The 23,959-nt window shown below is 75.0% G+C and carries 24 protein-coding genes, 1 pseudogene and 1 riboswitch; of the genes and pseudogenes, 16 read left to right on the top strand and 9 right to left on the bottom strand.

Annotation, left to right across the window (positions count from 1 at the left end):
* Nucleotides 1–19: 19 nt before the first annotated feature.
* The gene (locus ACFY7E_RS10325; protein WP_389482862.1) at nucleotides 20–1,408 is read right to left on the bottom strand and encodes a glutamate decarboxylase; all 1,389 of its coding nucleotides are present in this window, start codon (nucleotides 1,406–1,408) and stop codon (nucleotides 20–22) included.
* Nucleotides 1,409–1,897: 489 nt separating this feature from the next.
* Here ACFY7E_RS10325 and ACFY7E_RS10320 point away from each other — a divergent pair, with 489 nt between their 5' ends.
* The 5 genes from ACFY7E_RS10320 (at nucleotide 1,898) to ACFY7E_RS10300 (ending at nucleotide 5,432) form a co-directional block, all read left to right on the top strand.
* Nucleotides 1,898–2,647 (top strand): class I SAM-dependent methyltransferase, encoded by a 750-nt coding sequence (locus ACFY7E_RS10320; protein ID WP_389482860.1) that lies wholly within the window; start codon nucleotides 1,898–1,900, stop codon nucleotides 2,645–2,647.
* 268 nt (nucleotides 2,648–2,915) lie between these two features.
* Nucleotides 2,916–3,119, top strand: a complete 204-nt coding sequence (locus tag ACFY7E_RS10315) for a cold-shock protein (RefSeq protein ID WP_030206327.1) — start codon at nucleotides 2,916–2,918, stop codon at nucleotides 3,117–3,119.
* 195 nt (nucleotides 3,120–3,314) lie between these two features.
* Nucleotides 3,315–4,748: a DEAD/DEAH box helicase gene (locus ACFY7E_RS10310; protein ID WP_389482858.1), complete on the top strand. Its 1,434-nt coding sequence runs from the start codon at nucleotides 3,315–3,317 to the stop codon at nucleotides 4,746–4,748.
* Nucleotides 4,749–4,944: 196 nt separating this feature from the next.
* On the top strand, nucleotides 4,945–5,127 hold the full coding sequence (locus ACFY7E_RS10305; RefSeq protein WP_389482856.1) for a hypothetical protein: 183 nt from the start codon (nucleotides 4,945–4,947) through the stop codon (nucleotides 5,125–5,127).
* Between the two features lie 44 nt (nucleotides 5,128–5,171).
* Entirely contained in the window at nucleotides 5,172–5,432 is a 261-nt protein-coding gene (locus ACFY7E_RS10300) for an SCO5918 family protein (RefSeq protein ID WP_389482854.1), read from the top strand.
* Nucleotides 5,433–5,514: 82 nt separating this feature from the next.
* Here ACFY7E_RS10300 and ACFY7E_RS10295 read toward each other — a convergent pair whose 3' ends face one another.
* Nucleotides 5,515–5,874 (bottom strand): hypothetical protein, encoded by a 360-nt coding sequence (locus ACFY7E_RS10295; protein ID WP_383443433.1) that lies wholly within the window; start codon nucleotides 5,872–5,874, stop codon nucleotides 5,515–5,517.
* A gap of 104 nt (nucleotides 5,875–5,978) precedes the next feature.
* On the opposite strand from ACFY7E_RS10295, the gene ACFY7E_RS10290 reads away from it, so the two are divergent.
* Together ACFY7E_RS10290 and ACFY7E_RS10285 are read left to right on the top strand one after the other, a co-directional pair.
* Nucleotides 5,979–6,335: a MerR family transcriptional regulator gene (locus ACFY7E_RS10290; protein ID WP_383443436.1), complete on the top strand. Its 357-nt coding sequence runs from the start codon at nucleotides 5,979–5,981 to the stop codon at nucleotides 6,333–6,335.
* A gap of 76 nt (nucleotides 6,336–6,411) precedes the next feature.
* Nucleotides 6,412–7,371, top strand: coding sequence for a D-2-hydroxyacid dehydrogenase family protein (locus ACFY7E_RS10285; protein ID WP_389482852.1), 960 nt, complete (start codon nucleotides 6,412–6,414; stop codon nucleotides 7,369–7,371).
* 4 nt (nucleotides 7,372–7,375) lie between these two features.
* Here the strand turns inward: ACFY7E_RS10285 and ACFY7E_RS10280 are convergent, their stop codons facing one another.
* Both ACFY7E_RS10280 and ACFY7E_RS10275 read right to left on the bottom strand, forming a co-directional pair.
* On the bottom strand, nucleotides 7,376–7,732 hold the full coding sequence (locus ACFY7E_RS10280; RefSeq protein ID WP_383443439.1) for a GntR family transcriptional regulator: 357 nt from the start codon (nucleotides 7,730–7,732) through the stop codon (nucleotides 7,376–7,378).
* A gap of 2 nt (nucleotides 7,733–7,734) precedes the next feature.
* Nucleotides 7,735–8,688, bottom strand: coding sequence for a hypothetical protein (locus ACFY7E_RS10275; protein ID WP_389482849.1), 954 nt, complete (start codon nucleotides 8,686–8,688; stop codon nucleotides 7,735–7,737).
* A 110-nt stretch (nucleotides 8,689–8,798) separates the two neighbouring features.
* Here ACFY7E_RS10275 and ACFY7E_RS10270 point away from each other — a divergent pair.
* A pseudogene (locus tag ACFY7E_RS10270) lies at nucleotides 8,799–8,918 on the top strand (S8 family serine peptidase); the annotation flags it as partial.
* 152 nt (nucleotides 8,919–9,070) lie between these two features.
* Here ACFY7E_RS10270 and ACFY7E_RS10265 read toward each other — a convergent pair.
* A complete protein-coding gene (locus ACFY7E_RS10265) occupies nucleotides 9,071–9,517 on the bottom strand; it encodes a MarR family winged helix-turn-helix transcriptional regulator (RefSeq protein ID WP_389482847.1) in 447 nt (148 codons plus the stop codon).
* A 92-nt stretch (nucleotides 9,518–9,609) separates the two neighbouring features.
* On the opposite strand from ACFY7E_RS10265, the gene ACFY7E_RS10260 reads away from it, so the two are divergent.
* Both ACFY7E_RS10260 and abc-f read left to right on the top strand, forming a co-directional pair.
* Nucleotides 9,610–9,957: a DoxX family protein gene (locus tag ACFY7E_RS10260; RefSeq protein WP_389482845.1), complete on the top strand. Its 348-nt coding sequence runs from the start codon at nucleotides 9,610–9,612 to the stop codon at nucleotides 9,955–9,957.
* A gap of 130 nt (nucleotides 9,958–10,087) precedes the next feature.
* Nucleotides 10,088–11,695: a ribosomal protection-like ABC-F family protein gene (gene abc-f / locus ACFY7E_RS10255; protein WP_389482843.1), complete on the top strand. Its 1,608-nt coding sequence runs from the start codon at nucleotides 10,088–10,090 to the stop codon at nucleotides 11,693–11,695.
* On the opposite strand, the gene cobN is transcribed toward abc-f, so the two are convergent.
* On the bottom strand, nucleotides 11,692–15,339 hold the full coding sequence (gene cobN, locus ACFY7E_RS10250; RefSeq protein ID WP_389482840.1) for a cobaltochelatase subunit CobN: 3,648 nt from the start codon (nucleotides 15,337–15,339) through the stop codon (nucleotides 11,692–11,694). The genes abc-f and cobN overlap by 4 nt on opposite strands.
* Nucleotides 15,340–15,396: 57 nt before the next feature.
* Nucleotides 15,397–15,476: riboswitch (cobalamin riboswitch) on the bottom strand.
* 245 nt (nucleotides 15,477–15,721) lie between these two features.
* Between cobN and ACFY7E_RS10245 the strand changes: the two genes are divergently transcribed.
* The 4 genes from ACFY7E_RS10245 to ACFY7E_RS10230 all read left to right on the top strand — a co-directional run bounded on the left by ACFY7E_RS10245 (nucleotide 15,722) and on the right by ACFY7E_RS10230 (nucleotide 19,787).
* Nucleotides 15,722–16,171 (top strand): hypothetical protein, encoded by a 450-nt coding sequence (locus ACFY7E_RS10245; protein ID WP_389482838.1) that lies wholly within the window; start codon nucleotides 15,722–15,724, stop codon nucleotides 16,169–16,171.
* Between the two features lie 144 nt (nucleotides 16,172–16,315).
* A complete protein-coding gene (locus ACFY7E_RS10240) occupies nucleotides 16,316–17,617 on the top strand; it encodes a cobalamin biosynthesis protein CobG (RefSeq protein ID WP_389482837.1) in 1,302 nt (433 codons plus the stop codon).
* Nucleotides 17,614–18,264, top strand: a complete 651-nt coding sequence (locus ACFY7E_RS10235) for a precorrin-8X methylmutase (RefSeq protein WP_383443457.1) — start codon at nucleotides 17,614–17,616, stop codon at nucleotides 18,262–18,264. Before ACFY7E_RS10240 ends, ACFY7E_RS10235 begins: the two co-directional genes overlap by 4 nt.
* A complete protein-coding gene (locus tag ACFY7E_RS10230) occupies nucleotides 18,261–19,787 on the top strand; it encodes a precorrin-2 C(20)-methyltransferase (RefSeq protein ID WP_389482834.1) in 1,527 nt (508 codons plus the stop codon). The genes ACFY7E_RS10235 and ACFY7E_RS10230 overlap by 4 nt, the downstream gene beginning before the upstream one ends.
* On the opposite strand, the gene ACFY7E_RS10225 is transcribed toward ACFY7E_RS10230, so the two are convergent.
* Nucleotides 19,784–20,509 (bottom strand): cobalt-precorrin-6A reductase, encoded by a 726-nt coding sequence (locus ACFY7E_RS10225; RefSeq protein ID WP_389482832.1) that lies wholly within the window; start codon nucleotides 20,507–20,509, stop codon nucleotides 19,784–19,786. The two genes, ACFY7E_RS10230 and ACFY7E_RS10225, sit on opposite strands and share 4 nt — an antisense overlap.
* A gap of 12 nt (nucleotides 20,510–20,521) precedes the next feature.
* Between ACFY7E_RS10225 and ACFY7E_RS10220 the strand changes: the two genes are divergently transcribed.
* Nucleotides 20,522–21,646, top strand: a complete 1,125-nt coding sequence (locus ACFY7E_RS10220) for a cobalt-precorrin-5B (C(1))-methyltransferase (protein WP_389482829.1) — start codon at nucleotides 20,522–20,524, stop codon at nucleotides 21,644–21,646.
* A gap of 81 nt (nucleotides 21,647–21,727) precedes the next feature.
* Nucleotides 21,728–21,802 carry a 50S ribosomal protein bL37 gene (locus ACFY7E_RS10215; protein ID WP_372460710.1) on the top strand — a complete coding sequence of 25 codons (75 nt, stop codon included), beginning with the start codon at nucleotides 21,728–21,730 and terminating at the stop codon, nucleotides 21,800–21,802.
* Between the two features lie 66 nt (nucleotides 21,803–21,868).
* Here the strand turns inward: ACFY7E_RS10215 and cobM are convergent, their stop codons facing one another.
* Together cobM and cbiE are read right to left on the bottom strand one after the other, a co-directional pair.
* A complete protein-coding gene (gene cobM / locus ACFY7E_RS10210; protein WP_389482826.1) occupies nucleotides 21,869–22,618 on the bottom strand; it encodes a precorrin-4 C(11)-methyltransferase in 750 nt (249 codons plus the stop codon).
* Between the two features lie 116 nt (nucleotides 22,619–22,734).
* Complete coding sequence (cbiE, locus tag ACFY7E_RS10205) at nucleotides 22,735–23,958, bottom strand: precorrin-6y C5,15-methyltransferase (decarboxylating) subunit CbiE (RefSeq protein ID WP_389483361.1); 1,224 nt, start codon at nucleotides 23,956–23,958, stop codon at nucleotides 22,735–22,737.
* Nucleotide 23,959: the final 1 nt, after the last annotated feature.

Raw genomic sequence — 23,959 nt, 5'->3', positions numbered from 1 at the left:
ACCGGTTCCGTGACCCGGGTCAGTGGTGGAAGCCCGCGCGCTCCGTGTCCGCCGGCTTGCCCCGCGTGAGGCGCTCCAGGGAGTGCCGCATGTCCCGGGCGAGGAGGTCGGCCTCGTCCCGGCCCACCCCGTGCCGGATCAGGACCCGCTGGATCACGGTCTCCTGCCGGTTCGCGGGCAGCGGGTACGAGGGGACCTGCCAGCCGCGCATCCGGAGCTGGTCGGAGAGGTCGTACAGGCTGAAGCCCGCGCCCGCCGGGTCGGTGAGGGTGTACGAGACGGCCGGCAGCGCCCCCTGCCCGTCGTAGAGCAGGGTGAAGGGGCCCATCTCCGCCACCTGCCCGGCCAGGTACCGGGCCGTCTCCGCGCACACCCCCTGGACCCGCCGGTAGCCGGCCCGCCCCAGGCGCAGGAAGTTGTAGTACTGGGCGACGATCTCGCCGCCGGGCCGGGAGAAGTTCAGGGCGAAGGTCGGCAGGTCGCCGCCGAGGTAGTTCACGTCGAACACCAGGTCCTTCGGCAGCAGGTCGGCGGTGCGCCAGACCGCCCAGCCCACGCCGAGGGGCGCGAGGCCGTACTTGTGCCCCGAGGCGTTGATGGACGAGACCCGTTCGAGGCGGAAGTCCCAGACGAGGTCCTGGTGGAGGAAGGGGGCGACGAAGCCGCCGCTGGCGGCGTCGACGTGGATCGGGACGTCGAGCCCCGTCTCCTCCTGGATCCGGTCCAGCTCGGCGGCGATCTCCGCGACCGGCTCGTAGTCGCAGGTGAAGGTGACGCCGAGGATCGCGACGACGCCGATCGTGTTCTCGTCGACGTACTCGCGCAGCTGGTGCGGCCGCAGGCCGGTCGCGCCGTCCTCCAGGGGGACCTGGCGCAGCTCGACGTCGAAGTAGCGGGCGAACTTGTCCCAGCAGATCTGTACGGGCCCGGCGACGATGTTGGGCCGGTCGACGGGCTTGTCCTCGGCCCTGCGCCGCTCCCGCCACCGCCACTTCAGGGCCAGTCCGCCCAGCATGGCGGCCTCGCTGGAGCCGGTGGTGGAGCAGCCCATGGCCCCGCGGCCCGGGACCTCCGGGGCGTTCCACAGATCGGCCAGGATGTTCACGCACCGCGCCTCGATCTCGGCGGTCTGCGGGTACTCGTCCTTGTCGATCATGTTCTTGTCGAGGCACTCGTCCATCAGCCGGCGGACCTCGTCGTCCGACCAGGTCGTGCAGAACGTCGCCAGGTTCTGCGCCGCGTTGCCGTCGAGCAGCAGCTCGTTGTGGAGCATCGCGTAGACGGCCTCGGGCAGGGAGGGCTCCTCGGGCATGCGGTACTTCGGCAGGACCCGCTCGCTGAGCGGCGAGGCGAACACGTCCGTCCTCGCGTCAGCCCTCGTCGGGGCCTTCATCTCGTGGAGCGCCACGGCTTCCCCTTCACTCGACAGGACGCCGGCCCGCCGGCGCGACGACTCATCGGCGCGGCGGCCCGACGGCGGCTCGGCGGTTCGGCGGCGCGCCCGCTGCGGGCGGCCCGGTGCCTCCCATCAACCCACGGCGCCGGGGGCGGCGCCCGGCGGCGGGGAGGCCGTTGGCCCGGGCGGGTGAGGGGAGCGTCCCCGGGGCCCCGCGCCGCGTCGCCTTGACGGCTCCACCCCCGCTGACCTGCGGTTCCGTACGGGAGGGGCGGACGGGGGTTCACCCGTTGGGTGGGTGACGGCATGGTCCCCGTGACCTCCCGTACCCCCCTGCGGCCTCGCCGTACCCGGTCCGACCTGCGGGAACGCCTCCTCCGGAGAAAGACGACACGACCGACCGGGCGGATACCGGCACCACGGGACAAGCAGTACGTTCCGGGAGAAGTGGATCACCGACGACGCTCCCCCTGTCAGCCGACGGCCGAAAGGCGACCCCGCATGAGCAGCAGCACCGCATGGAAGGAAGCCGACAGCGGCGACGACGCCGAGGGCTACGACTCCTACGACGACCTCCCCGAGCGCCTCATCGGCTACCCGGCCGTCTTCCACGCCCTCGGCATCGGCTCCTCCGCCGTCCGCACGGTCCTGGACCACGGCTGCGGGCCCGGCAGGGTCGCCGCCCGGGCCGCCGAGGCCTCCGGCGCGCGCGTCGTGGCCGCCGACGTCTCCCCGCGCATGCTGGCCGTCGCCCGCGAGCGGCACCCGCACCCGAGGGTCGACCACCGGCTGATCGAGGACGGCCGGCTCGCGTTCCTCGACGACGGCTCCGTGGACGCCGCCATGTCCTGCTTCGTCTACGTCGCCGTCGGGGAGGTCGAGGGCCTGCACGACATCGCCGCCGAGGTCCACCGCGTCCTGCGCCCCGGCGGCCGGTACGCCGTGCTCGACGCCAACCCGCGCAGCACCGGCATCCGCTTCTCCACGTTCCGCACCGGCGACCCGGGCCGCGTCTACACCAAGGGCGAGCGGCGGCGGACCCTCCTCGAACGGCCCGGCGGCGCCGCCCCGCTGGAGCTGACCGACCACCACTGGCCGTGCCGGACCTACCTCGACGTCCTGGGCAAGGCCGGCTTCACCGACCTGGACGTCCACGAGCCCGTACTCCCCCGGCACTCGGCCCTCCTGGGCAGCCGCCCGGCGGAGGCCGACCACCCGCCGTTCCTCGTGGTCTCCGGGGCGAAGGAGTGACGGGCCGGTGGAAAAAACCTGTGCCCGCGAAGTGAGAATTCAGCAGAACGCGCCGTGAGAATTCCTCACCGGACCACGCGGAAAGAATTACTCACACCGCGTTCAGGCAACCACCGTGCTACTGTCGAATCAGTTGCAGTTGTGGTTCCCGAGGCATGAGCATCAACGGTCATGAGAATTGCCGGTCTTTTCCGGCTGGGGCGATCATCGCGGCGACACGGAATCCGCACGGTGTGGGTTCCGGGCACTGCCCCGAAGGAGAAAAGACATGGCTTCCGGTACCGTCAAGTGGTTCAACGCGGAAAAGGGCTTCGGCTTCATCGAGCAGGACGGTGGCGGCCCCGACGTGTTCGCCCACTACTCGAACATCGCCTCGCAGGGCTTCCGTGAGCTCCAGGAAGGCCAGAAGGTGAACTTCGACATCGCGCAGGGCCAGAAGGGCCCGACCGCGGAGAACATCGTCTCCGCCTGACGCTGTCACTGACGCGCGGCGCTTCGCACGAAGCGCCGCGCGCGGCACGAGCTGGGGCCCGCACCTTGGGGTGCGGGCCCCAGCTCTTTGCACAGAAGGACCCCCCAATTTCGGTCCGGCTTGTCTCGCAATTGTCCGTGCTGCGTTTCCGCCGCGGAAATTCCTTGATACGCGCCGCATCGAGGAAGGTTCGCCATGAACCGCACACGTACGCACGCGCATTCCGCCCGTTCCGCCCGCTCGCAGCCCTCCGGCCGCACCCGTCCCCGGGGCGGGGGCCGGGCGCCCGCGGGCCCGCCGGCCGAGTTCACGCTCCCCCGGACGGTCACCCCCGCGCTGCCGGCCGTCGAGACGTTCGCCGCGCTCGACCTGCCCGCCCCGCTGCTCGCCGCCCTCACCGCCGAGGGCATGACCGTGCCGTTCCCCATCCAGGCCGCGACCCTGCCGAACACCCTCGCGGGCCGCGACGCCCTGGGCCGCGGCCGGACCGGCTCCGGCAAGACCCTGGCCTTCGGCCTGGCGCTGCTCGCCCGGACCGCCGGGAAGCGCGCCGAGTCCCGGCGGCCCCTCGCCCTGGTCCTCGTGCCCACCCGCGAGCTGGCCCAGCAGGTGGCCGACGCCCTCACCCCGTACGCCCGTTCGCTCCGGCTCCGGACGACCACCGTCGTCGGCGGGGTGTCGATCGGCCGCCAGACGCACGCCCTCCGCTCCGGCGCCGAGATCGTCGTCGCGACCCCCGGCCGGCTCAAGGACCTCATCGACCGCGGCGCCTGCCTGCTCGACCACGTGGGGACCACCGTCCTCGACGAGGCCGACCAGATGGCCGACATGGGCTTCATGCCGCAGGTCACCGCGCTCCTCGACCAGGTGCGGCCGGAGGGCCAGCGGATGCTGTTCTCCGCCACCCTGGACCGCAACGTCGACCTGCTCGTACGCCGCTACCTGACCGACCCCGTCGTCCACTCGGTCGACCCGTCCGCCGGCGCGGTCACGACGATGGAGCACCACGTGCTGCACGTCCACGGCTCCGACAAGCAGGCCACCACGACGGAGATCGCCGCCCGCGACGGGCGCGTGATCATGTTCCTCGACACCAAGCACGACGTCGACCGGCTGACCCGCGACCTGCTCCTCAGCGGCGTACGGGCCGCCGCGCTGCACGGCGGGAAGTCGCAGGCGCAGCGCACCCGCACCCTGGAGCGGTTCAAGACCGGGCACGTCTCCGTGCTCGTCGCCACGAACGTCGCCGCCCGCGGCATCCACGTCGACCGCCTCGACCTCGTCGTCAACGTCGATCCGCCCGCCGACCACAAGGACTACCTGCACCGCGGCGGCCGCACCGCCCGCGCGGGCGAGTCCGGCAGCGTCGTCACCCTGGTGACCCCGGGTCAGCGCCGGGGCATGGTCCGCCTCATGGCGGACGCGGGCATCCGGCCCCGTGTCACCGAGGTGCGCTCCGGCGGGGACGAGCTGCGCCGCATCACCGGCGCCCGGACCCCGTCCGGCGTCCCCGTCGTCATCACGGCCCCCGCGACCGAACGGCGCCGCGACGGCGCGCCCGCCCGCTCCCGCCGGGACCGCCGCCCCCGCCGGACCGACCGCGGTCCCGCCGTCCCCGCCTCCGCGTAGCGCTTCCGCGCGCGACCGCCGTGAAACGCCCTGGGTGCCCGGTGCGCCCGGACGCCCGGTGCGCCCGGACCGGTCGCGCTTCCCGTACGGCGGTCCCCGTACGGCGTCCCCCCGTCCCGTCCCCCGCAGGAGGCACCCCCTGGCACCGCTCCGCAGCACCTCTGCCGACGAGGCCGCGACGCAGGCCTCCGACCACATGACCGTCGAGGTGGCCCTGTCCGTCATGGCCGCCGACCGGACCGGGCGGCTGCTCGTCCACGACGGCGACGAACGGCCCACCGGCCTGGTCACCCGGGCCCAGCTCACCGCCGCCCGCGCAGCCTCCTCGTACACGGACCGGCTCCGGCTCCGGGACGTCGTCGGCGCCGTCGCGCTCTGAGCCGCCCTCCACCCCGTACTCCCCGTCACACCCCGAGAGGCATCATGCGCTGTGTCATCGCCCGTTTCCCCTTCGACCTGACGAAGAACGGCGTGCTGGACTCGATGAAGGGCGTCAAGCCCGAGCCGGGCACCGGCGAGTTCGTCACCATCGGCCGCCGCCAGTACCCCGCGAAGCAGGTCGGCGAGGTCATCACCCGCCAGGACCGGCGCGACTTCAGCGCCCACGAGGTCGTACGGGCCATGACCCGCCTCGGTTTCACCTGCGGCACGTTCCCCGCGGCGACGACCGCCGGAACCGTCTGATCCCTCCCGGGCGCCCCGGGAACGACGAGGGCCCTGCCGGCACGTGCCGGCAGGGCCCTCGTCGCGTCCGTCCGCCGACGGCTCAGTGGTCGGAGTACCTGAAGTCGCCCACCGTCCACGCGCTGACGTCGGCGATCGCGACGCGGTACATCCCGCCGGTCTCGGGGATGCCCACCGTGCCCTGGAGGATCCGGGCCAGGTGGAAGTGGAGGTGCGTCGGCGGGTCTTCCTTCCGTTCGGCGGGCGCGAAGACCCTGGAGAACTCGCCGAGCCGGGCGGAGTCCGTCAGGACCTCCGACACCCGCTCTCTCCAGAGGGCCTCGGGGGCCAGGCGCCCGGTGATGACCACGCCCCCCGCGACCACGGTCAGGGACATCTGATTGCTCTGCCCGGACTCCACCGTGGCGGCAATGTCAATCAGCAGTTCGTCAGGCTTCGACATGAGAGCCGATTCTAGGCGGCGCGCCCTCCGGTGGTTGAATTTCCTCCGGGGCCCGGGTGCCGTACGGCGCCCGGGCCCCGAAGCGTCCCCCAGAAGAGGTGCAGATGACAGCGGACAGTCCGCTCGGCGGCCGACTCGACGACGACGACTACCCGGCCTACACCATGGGGCGGGCCGCCGAGATGCTCGGCACGACCCCGGGCTTCCTCCGCGCCCTCGGCGAGGCCCGTCTGATCACCCCGCTCCGCTCCGAGGGCGGCCACCGCCGCTACTCCCGCTACCAGCTGCGGATCGCGGCCCGCGCCCGGGAACTGGTCGACCAGGGCACCCCGGTCGAGGCGGCCTGCCGCATCGTCATCCTGGAGGACCAGCTGGAGGAGGCGCAGCGCATCAACGCGGAGTACCGGCGGGCCGCGGAGGAGTCGGCCGGGCGGACGGAGCCCCCGCCGTCCGGGTCCTGATCCGGCGGGGACTCCCCGCTCGCCGTTCCTCCGGTTTCCGTTCCCCCCGGCCCGACGCGTACGCGATCATGCCCCCATGAAGCTGCGCTGTGCCGTGCTCGACGACTACCAGGGCGTCGCCCTCTCCTCCGCCGACTGGGGCCCGCTCGCCGACCGCGTGGAGGTGCGCGTGCTGCGCGAGCACCTCGGCGACCGGGACGCGCTCGTCGCCGCCGTCGGGGACTGCGAGATTCTCGTCGTCATGCGGGAGCGGACGCCGGTCGACGCGGCGCTCCTCGACCGGCTGCCCCGGCTGCGGCTCCTGATCACCTCCGGCATGCGCAACGCCTCGATCGACGTCGCCGCCGCCCGCGCCCGGGGCGTCACCGTCTGCGGCACGGAGAGCAGTTCCACGCCGCCGACCGAGCTGACCTGGGCGCTCCTGCTCGGACTCGCCCGGCACGTGCCGGCCGAGGCGCGGGCGGTGCGGGAGGGCGGGCCCTGGCAGTCCACCGTCGGCACCGACCTGGCCGGCCGGACCCTGGGGCTCGTCGGCCTCGGCAAGATCGGCGCCGGGGTGGCCCGGATCGGCCTCGCCTTCGGCATGGACGTCGTCGCCTGGAGCCCGCACCTGACGGAGGAGCGGGCGGCCGGGCACGGGGTGCGGTGCGCGAAGGACCTGCGGGGGCTGATGGCCGAGGGCGACTTCGTCTCCCTGCACCTGGTGCTCTCCGACCGCACCCGGGGCCTGGTCGGGGAGCCCGAACTGCGGGCGATGCGCCCGTCCGCGTACCTCGTGAACACCTCGCGGGCCGGTCTGGTCGACGGCGGGGCGCTGCTGCGGGCGCTGCGCGAGGGGTGGATCACGGGGGCGGGCCTCGACGTCTACGACACGGAGCCGCTGCCCGCCGGCGATCCGCTGCGGACCCTGCCCAACGTCCTGGCCCTCCCCCACCTCGGGTACGTGACGGAGGGGAACTACGGGCGGTATTTCGGGCAGGCGGTCGAGGACGTCGAGGCGTTCCTGGCGGGGGCGCCGGTGCGCGAACTCGCCTGACCTCCTACCCCAGGCTCGTCCGCGCCAGGTCCAGGAACTCCTCCTCCGAGAGGCCCAGTCCGCGGGCCTCCGCCGCCGCCTCGCGGAGCCGGGAGACCAGGCGGGCGCGGTCGGGGGCGGTGGCGCCGGGGACGACGACGGCGCCCCGGCCCCGGCGGAGTTCGATCAGGCCCTCCTCGCGGAGCCGCTGGTAGCCGCGGAGGACGGTGTGGACGTTGACGCCGAGGGAGTCGGCGAGTTCCCGGGCGGCCGGGAGGCGTTCGCCGGGGGCGGCCGAGCCGTCGGCCAGCGCCCCCCGGACGCAGGCGGCGATCTGGTCGCCGAGGGGGACGGCCGAGGCGGGGTCGACGCGGAAGAGCACGGTCAGAGCCTCCCACGCCGCTCGACGAGGGTGTTGAGGAGGGCGGCCGCGGTGTGCGCGTCGGACACGGTGACCGCGAACTCGCGCCCGCTGTCGCGGCGTACGACGAGGGCCTCGCCGGAGCGCAGGACGACGCCCGTGCGCCCCGGCCACACCCGGTAGCCCCAGCCGCCGAACTCCGCGACGGGGTCGACGTCGCGGACGGTGGCGGCCGTGACCTCGTCGAGCGGGACGTGGACGCGGGGCCGGGGGACGAGGGCGGGCCGGACGGTGAGGCCGCGCCGGTCGACGGTGACCCGGACGCGGGCGAGGGCGAGGCCCGGCACCCCGACGGCCAGGCCGAGGAGGGCGAGCCAGGCCTCGGGCCACGGGGCCAGGAGCAGGGTGACGGGGACGGCGGCGAGGGCGAGCACCGCGAGGACGGTGAAGGGCCGGGAGCCGGTGGCGCGGGACCAGCCGGCGACCTCGCCGGGGCCGAGCGGGAGCCGGGGGCCGTCCGGGGCGCCGGGGCCGGGGGGCGTCTCCGGCTCGGGGACGGTCCGGCTGAGGGCCAGGCCCGCGAGGGCGAGGACGGCGGCGCCGGCGGCCGCGACGGCGAGGTTGGCGAGGGGGGAGACGACCTCGGCCGCGTCGGCGGCGTCCAGGTTGTCCCGCGGGATCAGGACGAGCAGCGTCCCGGTGAAGCCGGCCGTGGCCCACGCGCCCCACAGGGCGGTGCGGCGGACGAAGAGGTTCCAGCCGACGGCGGCGGCGAGGAGCAGGGCCGTGCCGACGAACGCGTAGGCGGCGCGGCCGGTGAAGCCGTCGGCGCGGCCTCCGCCCTCGGGGCCGAAGTGGGTGGCGAGGGGGTCGGGGAGCCGGTCGTACCAGAGGGCGAGCACCAGCAGGTGCGCCCCGAGCGCGAGGACGAAGGGGAGCGCGGCGAGCACGCGGAGACGAGGTGTTGCACGGTTCATGAAAACCTCCCTTGTTCGCACTCTACTAGAACAATGAGCTTTGCGGAGGGTCTCGGACGGCCCCGGGCAGCCTCGGGCGACTCCGGGCGGCCCCGAAGGACACCTCGGGGTACGGGAAGCTCTCCGGCACCTCAATGGCCTCGCCGCGCGTCGCCGCGGTGGCGGCGGTGAGGGCGGCGGCCTCGCCCTCACCCGCGAAGGACCGGGACGGCCGCGTGCACGGGGGCTGACGGAAGGGCTCCGGGAACCGGCGGAAGAGGGATCCGGAGAGCTGCCGGAAAGGCTCCGGGAACCGGTGGAAGAAGTCCCTGAGGAGCTGACGGAAGGGCCCGGGAACCGGCGGAAGAGGCCCCCGGGGAGCTGCCGGAAGAGGCTCCCGGGTCTACTCGGCCCCGCAGCCGTGACCGGACGGATCGACCACGACGCGGTCCAGCAGGCTGCGCAGCAGGGCCTGTTCGGTGTCGGTCAGGTCCCCGAAGAGCTCCTGCTCCGCCACGCTCACCGCCGCGTCGACCCGCTCCAGGGCGGCCCCGCCCGCCTCCGTGATCTCCACGATGTGCCGGCGCCGGTCGGCCGGATCGCGGCGGCGCTCCGCGAGGCCGCCGTCCTCCAACTCGTTCAGGACGGCGACCAGTTGGCTGGGGTCGACCTCCATGGCGGCGGCCAGCTCCCGCTGGCTCATGGCCCCGGGGGCGAGCTGCATCAGCGCCATCACGCTCCTCGGGTGCAGCCCGGCGACGCCCAGGGCGGCGCGGATGCGCGCGCTGGTGAGCTCCCCGCGGAAGGAGAGGAGGAAGCCGAGACGGTCGTTCGGGGGGGCTGCTGCCATGTCGTCCACCGTAGCAGCGGCCCTATTGTGGAGCCGAATAAATCGTTGATACAGTTCAATGGTTCTGGAAAGCCGACCATTGGGGCAGCTCCATGTTCATCAGCTATGCCGTCGTCGCCGTTCTGCTCGCCCTCGGACTCCTCGCCTCCGCCTTCGCGACCCTCACGCGCAACCCGCGGGTGGCCGGCATCATGACCGGCCTCGGCGTCCCGGAGTCGTGGTTCCCCTGGCTCGCGGCCGCGAAGGCCGCGGGCGCGGTCGGTCTGCTCGCGGGCCTGGCCGTGCCCGCGCTCGGCGTGGCGGCGGCGGTCGGCGTGGTCCTCTACTTCATCGGCGCCCTCGTCACCCACCTGCGCGTGAAGGACTACGAGATAGGGGCGGTGGTGGTCCTCGCCCTGGTCGCGGCGGCCGCCCTGATCCTGCGCGTGACCTCCGCCTGACCGCGCCGGCGACTCGGCGAGACGGAACGTCTTGCGGGAAGCCCTCCCGTGCCGTACGGTCGAGGGAACGGAGCGAGACGAGACGTCTCGTTTAGCTTCGCTCGTGTCGTCCGCGTACAGGAGAACGCCCTTGTTCCGTGCCCAACTCGCCGACGTCACCAAGCGCTACGACGCGCCCGGCGCCCGGTTCCGCACCGTGCTCGACCGCGTCTCCCTCTCCGTCCGTGCCGGGGAGCGCCTCGGCGTCGTCGGGGACAACGGCTCCGGGAAGTCCACCCTCCTCCGGCTCCTCGCCGGTCTGGAGGCCCCCGACAACGGTGACGTCGCCGTCGACGCCCCCGGCGGCCTCGGGCACCTCGCCCAGACCCTGGACCTGCCCCCGGACGCCACCGTCGGGGACGCCGTCGACCACGCGCTCGCCGAGGTGCGGGAGCTGGAGCGGGCCGTCCGGGCCGCCGAGGCGGATCTCGCCGCGACCGGCGACCTCGACGGGTACGCCCGGCTGCTCGCCGCCCACGAGGCCCGGGGCGGCGCCGGGGCCGACCGGCGGGTGGAGACGACCCTGCGGAGGCTCGGGGAGCACCGGCCGCTCGACCGCGACCGGGCCCTCGGGACGCTCTCCGGCGGGCAGCGCTCCCGGCTCGCCCTCGCCGCCGTGCTCGCCGCCGACCCCGAACTGCTGCTGCTCGACGAGCCCACCAACGACCTGGACGACGAGGCCGTGGCCTGGCTGGAGGAGCGGCTGCGCGCCCACCGGGGCACGGTCGTCGCCGTCTCCCACGACCGCGTCTTCCTCGACCGGGTCGCCACCGCGGTCCTGGAGGTGGACGAGGACCGCCACACCCTGCGCCGCTACGGCAACGGCTACGGCGGCTACCTGGCCGGGCGGGCGGCCGAACGGGCGCGCAGAGCAAGGGAGTACGAGGAGTGGAGGAACGAACTCGCCCGGTACAAGGCCCTCGCGGACACCCACATCGACCGGTTCTCCGCGATCCCCCGCAAGGCCCCGGCCGCGTTCAGCGGGGCCGGCGCCTTCCGGGCCCGGTCTCGGGCGCACGGCGCCATGAGCCGCATCCGGGCCGCCCGCGAGCGGCTCGCCCGGCTCACCGCCCACCCCGTGCCCGCGCCCCCGGAACCCCTCCGGTTCCGCGCGGACCTCGCGGGCGAGGGCGCGCCCGTGGACCTCGTGGACGTGCGGGTGGAGGGGCGGCTCCGGCTGGACGCCCTCCACCTCGACGCGGGCGAACGGCTCCTGGTCACCGGCCCGAACGGCGCCGGGAAGTCCACCCTCCTGAAGGTCCTCGCGGGCGAACTCGCCCCGGACGGCGGCGTCGTGAGCGCACCCGCCCGGGTCGGGCTGCTCCGCCAGGAGACGGCCCCGCCCACCGACCCCCGTACGGTGGGCGAGGCCCTCGGGGCGGACCTCGATCCGGACCGTACGGACGAACTCCTCGCCCTCGGCCTCTTCTCCGCCCGCGACCTGGCGACCCCCGTCCGGCACCTGTCCGTCGGGCAGCGCCGCAAGCTGGAACTGGCCCGGCTGGTGACCTCGCCCGCCGACCTGCTCCTCCTCGACGAGCCCACCAACCACCTGGCCCCGGGCCTGGTGGAGGAGATCGAGGCCGCCCTCGCCGCGTACCGGGGCACGCTGGTCGTCGTCAGCCACGACCGGCGACTGCGGGAGGGCTTCCGGGGCCGCGTGCTCGCACTGGCCCCGGAGGCCGCCCTGACGGCCTAGTCGTCGGAGGAGTCCGCGGCGCTCTCCAGGTCCCCCTCCGTCTCCAGGAACACCTGCCGCAGCGCGGCCAGCGTCTCCGGGTCCGGCTTCTCCCACATGCCGCGGGACTCGGCCTCCAGGAGGCGCTCCGCGATGCCGTGCAGGGCCCAGGGGTTGGCCTCCTTCAGGAAGGCCTGGTTCTCCGGGTCGAGGACGTACTCCTGCGTCAGCTTGTCGTACATCCAGTCGGCGACCACGCCCGTCGTGGCGTCGTACCCGAAGAGGTAGTCGACGGTCGCCGCCAGCTCGAACGCGCCCTTGTAGCCGTGGCGGCGCATCGCCTCGATCCAGCGCGGGTTGACCACGCGGGCCCGGAAGACCCGGGAGGTCTCCTCGACGAGGGTGCGGGTGCGGACGGTCTCGGGGCGGGTCGAGTCGCCGATGTACGCCTCGGGGGCCGTGCCCCTGAGCGCGCGCACGGTCGCCACCATGCCGCCGTGGTACTGGAAGTAGTCGTCCGAGTCCGCGATGTCGTGCTCGCGCGTGTCCGTGTTCTTCGCGGCCACCGCGATCCGCTTGTACGCGGTCTCCATCTCGGCCCGCGCCGGGCGCCCTTCGAGCCCGCGCCCGTACGCGTAGCCGCCCCACACCGTGTACACCTCGGCGAGGTCGGCGTCCGTGCGCCAGTCGCGGGAGTCGATCAGCTGGAGGATGCCCGCGCCGTACGTCCCCGGCCGCGAGCCGAAGATGCGGGTGGTGGCGCGCCGCTCGTCGCCGTGCTCGGCAAGGTCGGCCTGCGCGTGCGCCCGTACGTAGTTGTCCGAGGCGGACTCGTCCTCCAGACCGGCCACGAGCCGTACGGCGTCGTCCAGCAGGCCGATGACGTGCGGGAACGCGTCGCGGAAGAAGCCCGAGATGCGCAGGGTGACGTCGACGCGCGGGCGGCCCAGCTCGGCGAGCGGGATCGGCTCCAGGCCGTTCACGCGGCGCGAGGCCTCGTCCCACAGCGGGCGGACGCCGAGCAGCGCGAGCGCCTCGGCGACGTCGTCGCCGGCGGTGCGCATCGCGCTCGTGCCCCACAGGGACAGGCCCACGGAGGTCGGCCAGTCGCCGTTGTCGGTGCGGTAGCGCTCCAGGAGCGAGTCCGCGAGGGCCTGGCCGGTCTCCCAGGCGAGGCGGGAGGGGACGGCCTTCGGGTCGACCGAGTAGAAGTTGCGGCCGGTCGGCAGGACGTTGACCAGGCCCCGGAGCGGGGAGCCGGACGGGCCCGCCGGGACGAAGCCGCCGTTCAGGGCGTGCACGGCGTGCGTCAGCTCGTCGGTGGTGGCGGCCAGGCGCGGCACGACCTGCTCGGCGGCGAAGCGCAGGACGGCCCGGACGTCGGGGCCGTGTTCGGCCGCGACCGACTCGACCGCCTCCACCGCCCAGTCGGCCGCCTCCATCGCCTCCACCAGCTCGCGCGCCTTCGCCTCCGCCTCGTCGGCGGTGGTGCGGGTCGCGGCCGACTCGTCCAGGCCGAGGGCCTCGCGCAGTCCGGGCAGCGCCTGGGTGCCGCCCCAGATCTGGCGGGCGCGCAGGATGGAGAGGACCAGGTTGACCCGGGCCTCGCCGGCCGGGGCGCCGCCGAGGACGTGCAGGCCGTCGCGGATCTGGGCGTCCTTGACCTCGCACAGCCAGCCGTCGACGTGCAGCAGGAAGTCGTCGAAGCCGTCGTCCTCCGGGCGCTCCTCCAGACCGAGGTCGTGGTCGAGCTTGGCCGCCTGGATCAGGGTCCAGATCTGCGCGCGGATCGCGGGCAGCTTCGCCGGGTCCATGGACGAGATCTGCGCGTACTCGTCGAGGAGCTGCTCCAGGCGCGCGATGTCGCCGTACGAGTCGGCGCGGGCCATCGGCGGCACCAGGTGGTCGACCAGGGTCGCGTGCACGCGCCGCTTGGCCTGGGTGCCCTCGCCCGGGTCGTTGACCAGGAACGGGTAGACCAGCGGAAGGTCGCCGAGGGCCGCGTCCGGGCCGCAGGCGGCGGACAGGCCGGCGTTCTTGCCGGGCAGCCACTCCAGGTTGCCGTGCTTGCCCAGGTGCACCATGGCGTCGGCGCCGAAGCCGCCGTCCTCGGCGCGGGCCGCGATCCAGCGGTAGGCGGCCAGGTAGTGGTGGGACGGCGGCAGGTCCGGGTCGTGGTAGATCGCGATCGGGTTCTCGCCGAAGCCGCGCGGCGGCTGGATGAGGACCAGGAGGTTCCCGCGCCGCAGGGCGGCGAGCACGATGTCGCCCTCCGGGTTGCGCGACCGGTCCAGGAACATCTCGCCGGGCGCCGGGCCCCAGTGCTCCTCGACCTCGGTGCGCAGCTCCTCGGGGAGGGTGGCGTACCAGCGCTTGTAGTCGGCGGCCGGGATGCGGACCGGATTCCTGGCCAACTGCTCCTCGGTCAGCCAGTCCTGGTCGTGGCCGCCGGCCTCGATGAGGGCGTAGATCAGCTCGTCGCCGTCGCCCGAGACCAGGCCGGGCAGTTCCTCGGCGGGCCCGAAGTCGTACCCCTCCTCGATCAGCCGGCGCAGCAGGGAGACGGCGGAGGCGGGGGTGTCGAGACCGACGGCGTTGCCGATGCGGGAGTGCTTGGTGGGGTACGCGGAGAGGACCAGCGCCAGCTTCTTCTCGGCGTTCGGGATGTGCCGGAGGCGGGCGTGGCGCACGGCGATCCCGGCGACGCGGGCCGCGCGCTCGGCGTCCGCCACGTACGCGGGCAGGCCGTCCTCGTCGATCTCCTTGAAGGAGAACGGGACGGTGATCAGGCGCCCGTCGAACTCGGGGACGGCGACCTGACCGGCGGCGTCCAGCGGGGAGAGGCCCTCGTCGTTCTCCTCCCAGGCCGCGCGGGAGCCGGTCAGGCACAGGGCCTGGAGGATCGGCACGTCGAGCGCGGCGAGCGCGCCCGCGTCCCAGGCCTCCTCGTCGCCGCCGGCCTGCGCCTCGGCCGGCTTGGTGCCGCCCGCCGCGAGGACGGTGGTGACGATGGCGTCGGCGGTGCGGAGGGTGTCGAGCAGCTCCGGCTCGGGAGCACGCAGGGAGGTCACGTACAGCGGGAGGGCCCGCGCGCCGGCGTCCTCGATCGCGTCGCACAGGACGCCGACGAAGGCGGTGTTGCCGCTCATGTGGTGGGCGCGGTAGTAGAGCACGGCGATCGTCGGGCCGTTCTCATTGCGCGCGGTCCGCTCCAGCGGGCCCCAGGTGGGGGCGGCGGCCGGGGCCTCGAAGCCGTGGCCGGTGAGCAGGACGGTGTCGGAGAGGAAGCGGGCGAGCTGTTCCAGGTTGGCGGGGCCGCCGTGCGCCAGGTAGGCGTGCGCCTCGGTGGCGACGCCGACGGGCACGGTGGACGCCTCCATCAGCTGCGCGTCGGGCGCCTGTTCGCCGCTGAGCACGACGACCGGCTTCCCGGCGGCGCGGATCGCGTCGATCCCGTCCTGCCAGGAGCGGAGGCCGCCGAGGAGCCGGACGACGACGAGGTCGGCGCCGTCGAGGAGGGCGGGGAGCCCCCCGGAGCCTTCGGCCCGGGAGGTGTCCCCGGCGAGCGGGAGCCGGGCGGGGTTGGCGAACCGGTACTCCACCGGGCCGCCGGCCGCGCGGGCGCTGAGCAGGTCGGTGTCGGAGTGCGACAGCAGCAGGAGCATGGCGAGGCAGGCCTTCCTCGGGGTTGTCCGCGCCCCGGGTGGTCGTGTGGACGGCGGGAGTTCCTGACTCACCGCCCCGAAAGCGCCGGGCCGGCTCACAGTGGCGGGACCGCGCCGGAATCTCACCGGGCTTCCTCCCCGGGGTCCTGGGACCCCATGCCGCTCTGCATCCTAGATCGTGCGCTCCGGGGGCTGGAGGGAGCGGGAGGGTCGGACGGGTCACACCGGCGCGGGAACGGGGCCGGGCTCTGGATTGAGGCGGAGGCCGGGGCGCGCAGGAACGCGGACCGAAGACTGCCGGAGCCCGGCAGTGCGCGGTGACCGGGCGTCACCGATGCTGGCGTCGTCCGGCACGGGCCGGTGGAGGGAAAGGGGGCGGACGGTGCTGTTCTCCGTGACGGTGGACACGTGGACGCTGATCGGGATCATGGCGACCCTGGTGTTCATGGCGACGATGGAGGCGCTGGGCGCCGCCATGATCGCCGAGGCGCCGGAGGAACTCCGGGACGCGGAGCGGGCACGGCAGAGGAAGGCCAGGTGGGGCACCCGCACGGGAGCTCCCGTCCTCCTGGCCGTGATCGCCCTGGCGGCTCGGCCGAACCCGGACAACGGGGCCCTTCGCCTCTTCCTGTACAGCGTCGCGATGCTGTCCATGCCGGTCGCCCTGCTCCCGTTCCGGCGCCGGATGTACCGGCACCACTTCGCCCGACTGCGGAACCCAGGCGAGAAGATGACCATGGACCGGCTCGCGTCCGTCTGGCTCTGCGCCGTCCTGTTCGTCGCCGTCGCGGGGTCGACCGCCCTGCTCGGGATCGTGGGCGGGACGTCTTAGCCACGGGGGCGGGGGGCGGGGGCCGGGGGACGGGCCTCGACCGGAGCGCGTCCGCCGGGGCACCGGAAACCGGATCGGCCGCGTCCGCCGGGGCGGTCGGAGTCGGGCCGGTCACACCCCGTCGACCGCCGGTTTCCCGTAGGTATGCTCGCCGCCATGCCGCCCACCCCGTCCCCGGCCCCGACGCCCGCCCCCGGCGCACCCCGTGTGCGGGAGCGCGGCGACGCCTGCCCGGGTGCGCTCCGGCTGCACTCCGCCGACGACGGGCACCTGGCCCGACTGCGGCTGCCCGCAGGAAGATTGACGGCCCGTCAGGTAGAAGTCCTGGCGCACGCGGCGGAGGCCCTGGGCGACGGGCGGATCAGCGTCACCTCGCGCGGGAACGCCGAGCTGCGCGGTCTGGCCGGCGGCTGCGGGGCGGAGCTCGCGGCGCTCCTGGCGGAGGCGGGCCTGCTGCCCTCCCCCACCCACGAGCGCGTCCGCAACATCGTGGCCTCCCCGGCCGCCGGACTCGACGGACTCGGCCACGCCGACGTGCAGTTGTGGGCCCGCGAGCTGGACGGACTGCTCTGCGCCGCCCCCTGGGCCGCCGCGCTCTCGGGCCGTTTCCTCTTCGTCCTGGACGACGGCCGCGGCGACGTCACCGGCCTCGGCGGGGATGTGACCTTGGTCGCAGTGGCCCCGGACACCGCGCTCCTGCGCCTCGGCGACCGGGCCGTGCGCGTGGCCGCCGCCGACGCCCCCCGCGCCGCCCTCGCCGCCGCCCGCGCCTTCCTGACCGCCGCCCGCGAGGCCGGTACGGGCGCCTGGCGCGTCCGGGAGCTGCCGGAGGGCCACGAGGCGGACGTACGGGGCGCGCTCACGACGGCCGGGATCGCGGCGGAGCCCGTACGGGGCCCGGCGCGAGAGCCCGTACGGGAGTCCGTACGAGAACCCGTACGGGACCCGGCACGAGAACCCGCACCGGAGGCTGTACCGCCCCACGCGGCTCCCCCCGCCCCCGGCCCCCTCGGTCCCCGCTCCCTCCACGTCCTCGCCCCCCTCGGCCGGCTCACCGCCGCCCAGCTGCGGGCCCTGCTCCCCGCCGACGAGGTGCGGCTCACGCCCTGGCGCGGGGCCGTCGCCGTCGGGGCGGACCCCGGCCGGCTGCCCGCCCTGGAGGCGTACGGCCTGATCACCCGGCCCGACTCCCCCTGGGCCGGCGTCAGCGCCTGCACCGGGCGGCCCGGCTGCGCCAAGTCCCTCGCGGACGTCCGGGCGGACGCGGTCCCCGGCCGCCCCGGCCTGCCCGTCCACTACTCCGGGTGCGAGCGCCGCTGCGGACACCCGCACGGCGACTGGGTCGACGTCCTCGCCGTCCCCGGCGGCGGCTACCTGGTCGACGGCGTCCCCTCCTCCCGCACCACCCTCACCGCGGCAGTCGCCACGGCCCGCACAACGAGATGAGCGAGAACAGGATGTTCGACTACGAGAAGGACGGCACGGAGATCTACCGCCGTTCCTTTGCCACGATCCGCGCCGAGGCGGATCTCACGGGCCTGCCCGCCGACGTCGCCCAGGTGGCGGTCCGGATGATCCACGCCTGCGGCATGACCGACCTCGTCCAGGACATCGCGTACTCGCCGGGCGTCGTCGCGAGCGCCCGCGCCGCGCTCCGGGCGGGCGCGCCGATCCTCTGCGACGCGCAGATGGTCGCCAGCGGCGTCACCCGCAAGCGGCTGCCCGCCGACAACGAGGTGGTCTGCACGCTCTCCGACCCGTCCGTGCCCTCCCTCGCCGCCGCGCTCGGCACCACCCGCTCCGCCGCCGCCATGGAGCTGTGGCGGGACCGCCTCGAAGGCTCCGTCGTGGCCGTCGGCAACGCGCCCACCGCCCTCTTCCACCTCCTGGAGATGGTCGCGAAGGGGGCGGGCAGGCCCGCCGCCGTCCTCGGCATACCCGTCGGCTTCATCGGCGCCGCCGAGTCCAAGGACGCCCTCGCCGCCAACACCCTCGGCCTCGAACACCTCGTCGTCCGGGGCCGGCGCGGCGGCAGCGCCATGACGGCCGCCGCGATCAACGCCCTCGCGCACGAAGCGGAGATCCAGCAGTGAGCGGAGTGACCGGAGTGACCGGGAACCCGGCCGGAGACACCGTCGGCAGGCTGTACGGCGTGGGGCTCGGGCCCGGCGACCCGGAGCTGCTGACCCTCGCCGCCGTGAAGGCCATCGCCGCCGCCGACGTGGTCGCGTACCACTCGGCCCGCCACGGGCGCTCCATCGCCCGCTCGATCGCGGCCCCGCACCTGCGCGAGGACCACGTCGAGGAGCGGCTGATGTACCCGCTCACGGTGGAGACCACGGACCACCCCGGCGGCTACCGGGGCGCCCTGAACGACTTCTACGAGGAGGCGGCGGCCCGGCTCGCCGCGCACCTGGACGCGGGCCGCACGGTCGCGGTCCTCGCCGAGGGCGACCCGCTCTTCTACGGCTCGTACCAGCACATGCACAAGCGGCTCGCGCACCGCTACGACACGACCGTCATCCCCGGCGTGACCTCGGTGAGCGCCGCCGCCGCCCGGCTCGGGGAGCCGCTGTGCGAGGCGGAGGAGGTCCTGACGATCGTCCCGGGCACCCTGCCGGAGGACGAGCTGACGGCCCGGCTCGCGGGCACGGACTCGGCGGTCGTGATGAAGCTCGGCCGCACCTTCCCCACCGTGCGGCGGGCCCTGGAGCGGGCGGGCCGCCTGGAGGACGCGCGGTACGTGGAGCGGGCGTTCATGGCGGGCGAGCGGACCGGACGCCTGGCGGACGTGGACCCGGAGACCGTCCCGTACTTCTCGGTCGCCGTCCTGCCCTCCCGCGTCGACGAGGAGCCCCCCGTACGGGAGCGCGGCGAGGTCGTCGTGGTCGGCACCGGCCCGGCGGGCGCGCCCTGGCTGACGCCGGAGTCGCGCGGGGCCCTGCTCAACGCGGACGACCTGGTCGGCTACACCACCTACCTGGACCGGGTGCCGGTCCTGCGCCCCGGCCAGCGCCGCCACGGCTCCGACAACAAGGTGGAGTCGGAGCGCGCCGAGTTCGCCCTCGACCTGGCCCGGCGCGGGCACCGGGTCGCGGTCGTCTCGGGCGGCGACCCGGGCGTCTTCGCCATGGCGACGGCGGTCCTGGAGGTGGCCTCGGAGCCGGCGTACGCGGACGTTCCCGTACGGGTCCTCCCGGGCGTGACCGCCGCCAACGCGGCGGCGGCGGCGGCCGGCGCCCCGCTCGGCCACGACTACGCGACGATCTCGCTCTCCGACCGGCTCAAGCCCTGGGACGTCATCGCGGACCGGCTGCGCGCGGCGGCCGGCGCGGACCTGGTCATCGCCCTGTACAACCCGGGCTCGAAGTCCCGCACCCACCAGGTGGCGGCCGCCCGCGACCTCCTCCTGGAGCTGCGCTCCCCCGACACCCCGGTGGTCGTCGCCCGCGACGTCGGCGGCCCCGGGCAGTCGGTCCGGGTCCTGACCCTGAAGACCCTGGACCCGTCCGAGGTCGACATGCGCACCCTCCTCCTGATCGGCTCCTCGCAGACCCGGGCGGTGGAGCGCGCGGACGGCCGCACGATCACGTGGACGCCGCGCCGGTACGGCTAGTACGCCAGGACCAGGGCGGCGGCCTCCTCGGGGGTCGTCGCCGTCCGTACGCCCTCCGGGACCGGGGGGCGGCGGACGACGACGACCGGGATGCCGGCCTCGCGGGCGGCGGTCAGTTTCGGGGCGGTGGCCGCGCCGCCGCTGTCCTTGGTGACCAGGACGTCGATCCGGTGGCGGCGCAGCAGGTCGCGCTCGCCGTCGAGGGTGAAGGGGCCCCGGTCGAGGAGGATCCCGGCGCGGGCCGGCACCGGCGCCTCGGGGGCGTCGACCGAGCGGACCAGGAACCACTCGGGGCGGTCGGCGAAGGCGGCGAGGCCCAGGCGGCCGGTGGTGAGGAAGACGCGGTCCCCGAGGCCGTCGAGGGCGGCGGCGGCCTCCGCCAGGGAGCCCGCCTCGCGCCAGTCGTCGCCCTCCTCCGGGACCCAGCCGGGACGGCGCAGCGCGAGCAGGGGAACATGGGCGGTGGCGGCCGCCCCGGCCGCGTTGAAGCTGATCCGCTCGGCGAAGGGATGGGTGGCGTCGATGACCGCGTCCACCGCGTGCTCCCCGAGCCACGCCGCGAGCCCGTCGGCGCCGCCGAAGCCGCCGATCCGGACCTCGCCCTCGGGCAGCCGGGGCCGGGCGACCCGGCCCGCGAGCGAGCTGGTGACCCGTACGCGGGGGTGGAGCAGTCCCGCGAGGGCGCGGGCCTCGGTGGTCCCGCCGAGAATGAGTACGTGCACAGGAGCCCCTTCGTGAGTTCAGGCGGCGGGCGCGAGGCCCAACTCAAGCACACCGGTCTGCGCCCGGGCTGGACGACCGGTGCCTGCGCGACGGCGGCGACGACGGCCGCGTACACGGCCCTCCTGACCGGGGACTTCCCGGACCCGGTGACGATCACGCTGCCGAAGGGGCAGACGCCGTCGTTCGCGCTCACGGCCGAGGAGCGCGCCGGGGACGCGGCGACGGCGGCGGTGGTGAAGGACGCGGGCGACGACCCGGACGTCACCCACGGGGCCGTGATCCGCTCGACGGTGCGGCTCCTGCCGCCGGGCTCCGGCGTGGTGTTCCGGGCGGGCGAGGGCGTCGGCACGGTCACCCTCCCCGGCCTTCCGCTCGACGTGGGCGAGCCCGCGATCAACCCCGTGCCCCGGCAGCTCATGCGGGAGCACGTGGCGCGGGTCGCCGCCGCGCACGGCGGCACGGGCGACGTCGAGATCACGATCTCCGTCGACGGCGGCGCCGAGATCGCCCGCTCCACCTGGAACCCCCGGATCGGCATCCTCGGCGGCCTGTCGATCCTGGGCACGACCGGCGTCGTCGTCCCGTACTCCTGCTCGGCCTGGATCGACTCGATCCGCCGGGGCGTGGACGTGGCCCGCGCGGGCGGCCTCACCCACGTCGCCGGCTGCACCGGCTCGACCTCGGAGCGGACGGTGACGGGCCTGTACGGCCTGCCGGAGATCGCCCTGCTCGACATGGGCGACTTCGCGGGCGCGGTCCTGAAGTACGTGCGCCGCCACCCGGTGGACCGGCTCACGGTCTGCGGCGGCTTCGCGAAGCTCTCCAAGCTGGCCGCCGGCCATCTGGACCTGCACTCGGCGCGCTCCCAGGTCGACAAGGCCTTCCTGGCGGACCTGGCCCGCACCGGCGGCGCGTCCGAGTCCCTGGCGGCGGAGATCGCCGCCGCGAACACGGGCCTGGCCGCCCTCCGTCTCTGCGAGGCCGCCGGCGTCCCCCTCGGCGACCTGGTCGCCACCCGCGCCCGCGACGAGTCCCTCGCGGTCCTGCGGGGCGCCCCGGTCGCGGTGGACGTGATCTGTATCGACCGGGCGGGGGTGGTGGTGGGACGGTCGTCGGTGCGGGGGGCGGGGGCGTGAACCCGACACGACGTGCGGACCGGGAGGCCCGCCCCTAGGCTTGCCGACGAACACCCGACCGAGCGACCGAGAGGGAGACTCATGTCGAAGCGTGGCAACAAGCGGCGGGCCCGGAAGAAGAAGGGCGCGAACCACGGCAAGCGGCCGAACACCTGAGCCGGACCGTGGTGACGGAGGGGCCCCGGGGAATCTCCCCGGGGCCCCTCCGCGTGCGCGCGGGTCTCAGCAGGCGTGCCGGTCGCGCGCCGGGTCGTACAGGTGGCTGTCGCGGAACTCGGAGGCCGCGAGGGTGCGGCCCACGATGATGACGGCGGTCTTGGTGATCCCGGCCGCCTTCGTCTGCTCCGCGATGTCGTCGAGGGTGCCGCGCAGGACGACCTCGTCGGGGCGGCTGGCCATCGCGACGACGGCGGCCGGGCAGTCCGCGCCGTAGTGGGGGACCAGCTCGGCGACGACCCGGTCGACGTACCGCGCGGCGAGGTGGAGGACGAGCAGGGCGCCGCTGCGGCCCAGGGTCGCCAGGTCCTCGCCCTCCGGCATCGGCGTGGCCTGCTGCGCGACGCGGGTGAGGATGACGGTCTGGCCGACCGTCGGGACGGTCAGCTCCCGCTTCAGCGCGGCGGCCGCCGCCGCGAAGGCCGGGACGCCGGGGACGACCTCGTACGGGATGCCGAGCGCGTCCAGGCGGCGCATCTGCTCCGCGACCGCGCTGAACACCGACGGGTCGCCGGAGTGCAGCCGGGCCACGTCCTGCCCGGCCTCGTGGGCGGCGGCGATCTCCGCCACGATCCGGTCCAGGTCGAGAAGGGCCGTGTCGACGAGCCGCGCGTCCGGCGGGCACTCGGCGAGCAGTTCGACGGGGACGAGGGAGCCGGCGTAGAGGCAGACCCCGCACTTCGCCAGGGTCCGCGCGCCGCGCACGGTGATCAGGTCGGCCGCGCCGGGGCCCGCGCCGATGAAGTAGACGGTCATCCCTCTTCAGAACCTTTCGTGACGGGCCGCCGCGTGACGGGCCGCTGGGTGTCGGACCGCTGTGTGCCGGGCCCCTCCGCGACGGGCCGCTTCGTGACGGCCCCCTCCGCGACGGGTCACCGCGTGACCGGCCGCTTCGTGACGGACCACTGCGTGACCGGCATCGCCTGCCGCCAGCCGGTGAAGCCGCCCACGGGGACGGCGGTGGCGACCGCGAGCCGGACGAGTTCGCCGCCGTGGCGGCGGTGGGCCTCGGCGAGCAGCGCCTCGGATTCGAGCGTGACGGTGTTGGCGACGAGCCGGCCGCCGTCGGGCAGCGCGTCCCAGCAGGCCGCGAGCAGGCCGGGGGCGGTCAGGCCGCCGCCGACGAAGATCGCGTCCGGGGTCGGGAGGCCGGCGAGGGCCCCGGGAGCGGGGCCGGTGACGACCCTCAGGGCCGGGACGCCCAGGGCGTCGGCGTTGCGGGCGATGCGGGCGGCCCGCTCGGGGCTCTTCTCGATCGCGACGGCGCGGCAGGCGCGGTGGGTCCGCATCCACTCGACGCCGATGGAGCCGGAGCCGCCGCCGACGTCCCAGAGGAGTTCGCCGGGGGCGGGGGCGAGCGCGGCGAGGGTGGCGGCGCGCACGTACCGCTTGGTGAGCTGCCCGTCGTGCTCGTACGCCTCGTCCGGCAGGCCCGGCGCCGCGCCGAGCCGCAGGGCGTCCGGGTCCCGTACGCAGTCGAGCGCGAGGACGTGGAGGGCGTCGGTCCGCTCGTAAGGCCAGGCCTCGGCGGTCGCGTCGAGGAGCCGTTCGCGGGGGCCGCCGAGCTGTTCGAGGACCCGGATCCGGGTGCCGCCCCAGCCGGTGTCGCGGAGGTGCGCGGCCACATCGGCGGGGGTGCCGGGGCCCTCGCCGAGGACGAGGATCCGGCGCCCGGGGTGCAGGACGGCGGTGAGGGCGGCGAGCGGCCGGGCCACCAGGGACACCGTCTCGGTCTCCTCCAGGGGCCAGCCGAGCCGGGCGCAGGCGTACGTGACGGAGGACGGGTGCGGGTGGATCCGGAGCCGGTCGGCGCCGACGGTCTCCGCGAGGGTGCGGCCGATGCCGTAGAAGGAGGGGTCCCCGCTGGCCAGGACGGCGATCGCACGCCCCTCGTGGGCGGCGAGCAGGCCGGGCACGGCCGGGCGGAGGGGGGAGGGCCAGGCGATCCGCTCGCCGGGGCAGTCGCCGGGCAGCAGGTCGAGCTGGCGGGGGGCGCCGATCAGGACCCCGGCGGCGCGCAGGACGCGGCGGGAGGCCTCGGGGAGCCCGTCCCAGCCGTCCGCGCCGATTCCGACGACCGATATCGCGCCGTTCACA

This window comes from Streptomyces sp. NPDC012825 (genome assembly GCF_042900925.1).
Classification (GTDB): Bacteria; Actinomycetota; Actinomycetes; order Streptomycetales; family Streptomycetaceae; genus Streptomyces.
The sequence above is the reverse complement of the archived record's forward strand: the minus strand, read 5'-3'. Positions and strand labels throughout refer to the sequence as shown.

Coding starts and splice junctions, on each gene's coding strand:
- ACFY7E_RS10310 (WP_389482858.1), top strand. CDS start 3,315: ATGAACCGCACACGTACGCACGCGCATTCCGCCCGTTCCGCCCGCTCG.
- ACFY7E_RS10290 (WP_383443436.1), top strand. CDS start 5,979: ATGACAGCGGACAGTCCGCTCGGCGGCCGACTCGACGACGACGACTAC.
- ACFY7E_RS10300 (WP_389482854.1), top strand. CDS start 5,172: ATGCGCTGTGTCATCGCCCGTTTCCCCTTCGACCTGACGAAGAACGGC.
- ACFY7E_RS10240 (WP_389482837.1), top strand. CDS start 16,316: ATGCTCGCCGCCATGCCGCCCACCCCGTCCCCGGCCCCGACGCCCGCC.
- ACFY7E_RS10305 (WP_389482856.1), top strand. CDS start 4,945: ATGACCGTCGAGGTGGCCCTGTCCGTCATGGCCGCCGACCGGACCGGG.
- ACFY7E_RS10320 (WP_389482860.1), top strand. CDS start 1,898: ATGAGCAGCAGCACCGCATGGAAGGAAGCCGACAGCGGCGACGACGCC.
- cobM (WP_389482826.1), bottom strand. CDS start 22,618: ATGACCGTCTACTTCATCGGCGCGGGCCCCGGCGCGGCCGACCTGATC.
- ACFY7E_RS10260 (WP_389482845.1), top strand. CDS start 9,610: ATGTTCATCAGCTATGCCGTCGTCGCCGTTCTGCTCGCCCTCGGACTC.
- ACFY7E_RS10295 (WP_383443433.1), bottom strand. CDS start 5,874: ATGTCGAAGCCTGACGAACTGCTGATTGACATTGCCGCCACGGTGGAG.
- ACFY7E_RS10285 (WP_389482852.1), top strand. CDS start 6,412: ATGAAGCTGCGCTGTGCCGTGCTCGACGACTACCAGGGCGTCGCCCTC.
- cobN (WP_389482840.1), bottom strand. CDS start 15,339: ATGCTCCTGCTGCTGTCGCACTCCGACACCGACCTGCTCAGCGCCCGC.
- ACFY7E_RS10265 (WP_389482847.1), bottom strand. CDS start 9,517: ATGGCAGCAGCCCCCCCGAACGACCGTCTCGGCTTCCTCCTCTCCTTC.
- ACFY7E_RS10275 (WP_389482849.1), bottom strand. CDS start 8,688: ATGAACCGTGCAACACCTCGTCTCCGCGTGCTCGCCGCGCTCCCCTTC.
- ACFY7E_RS10315 (WP_030206327.1), top strand. CDS start 2,916: ATGGCTTCCGGTACCGTCAAGTGGTTCAACGCGGAAAAGGGCTTCGGC.
- ACFY7E_RS10235 (WP_383443457.1), top strand. CDS start 17,614: ATGAGCGAGAACAGGATGTTCGACTACGAGAAGGACGGCACGGAGATC.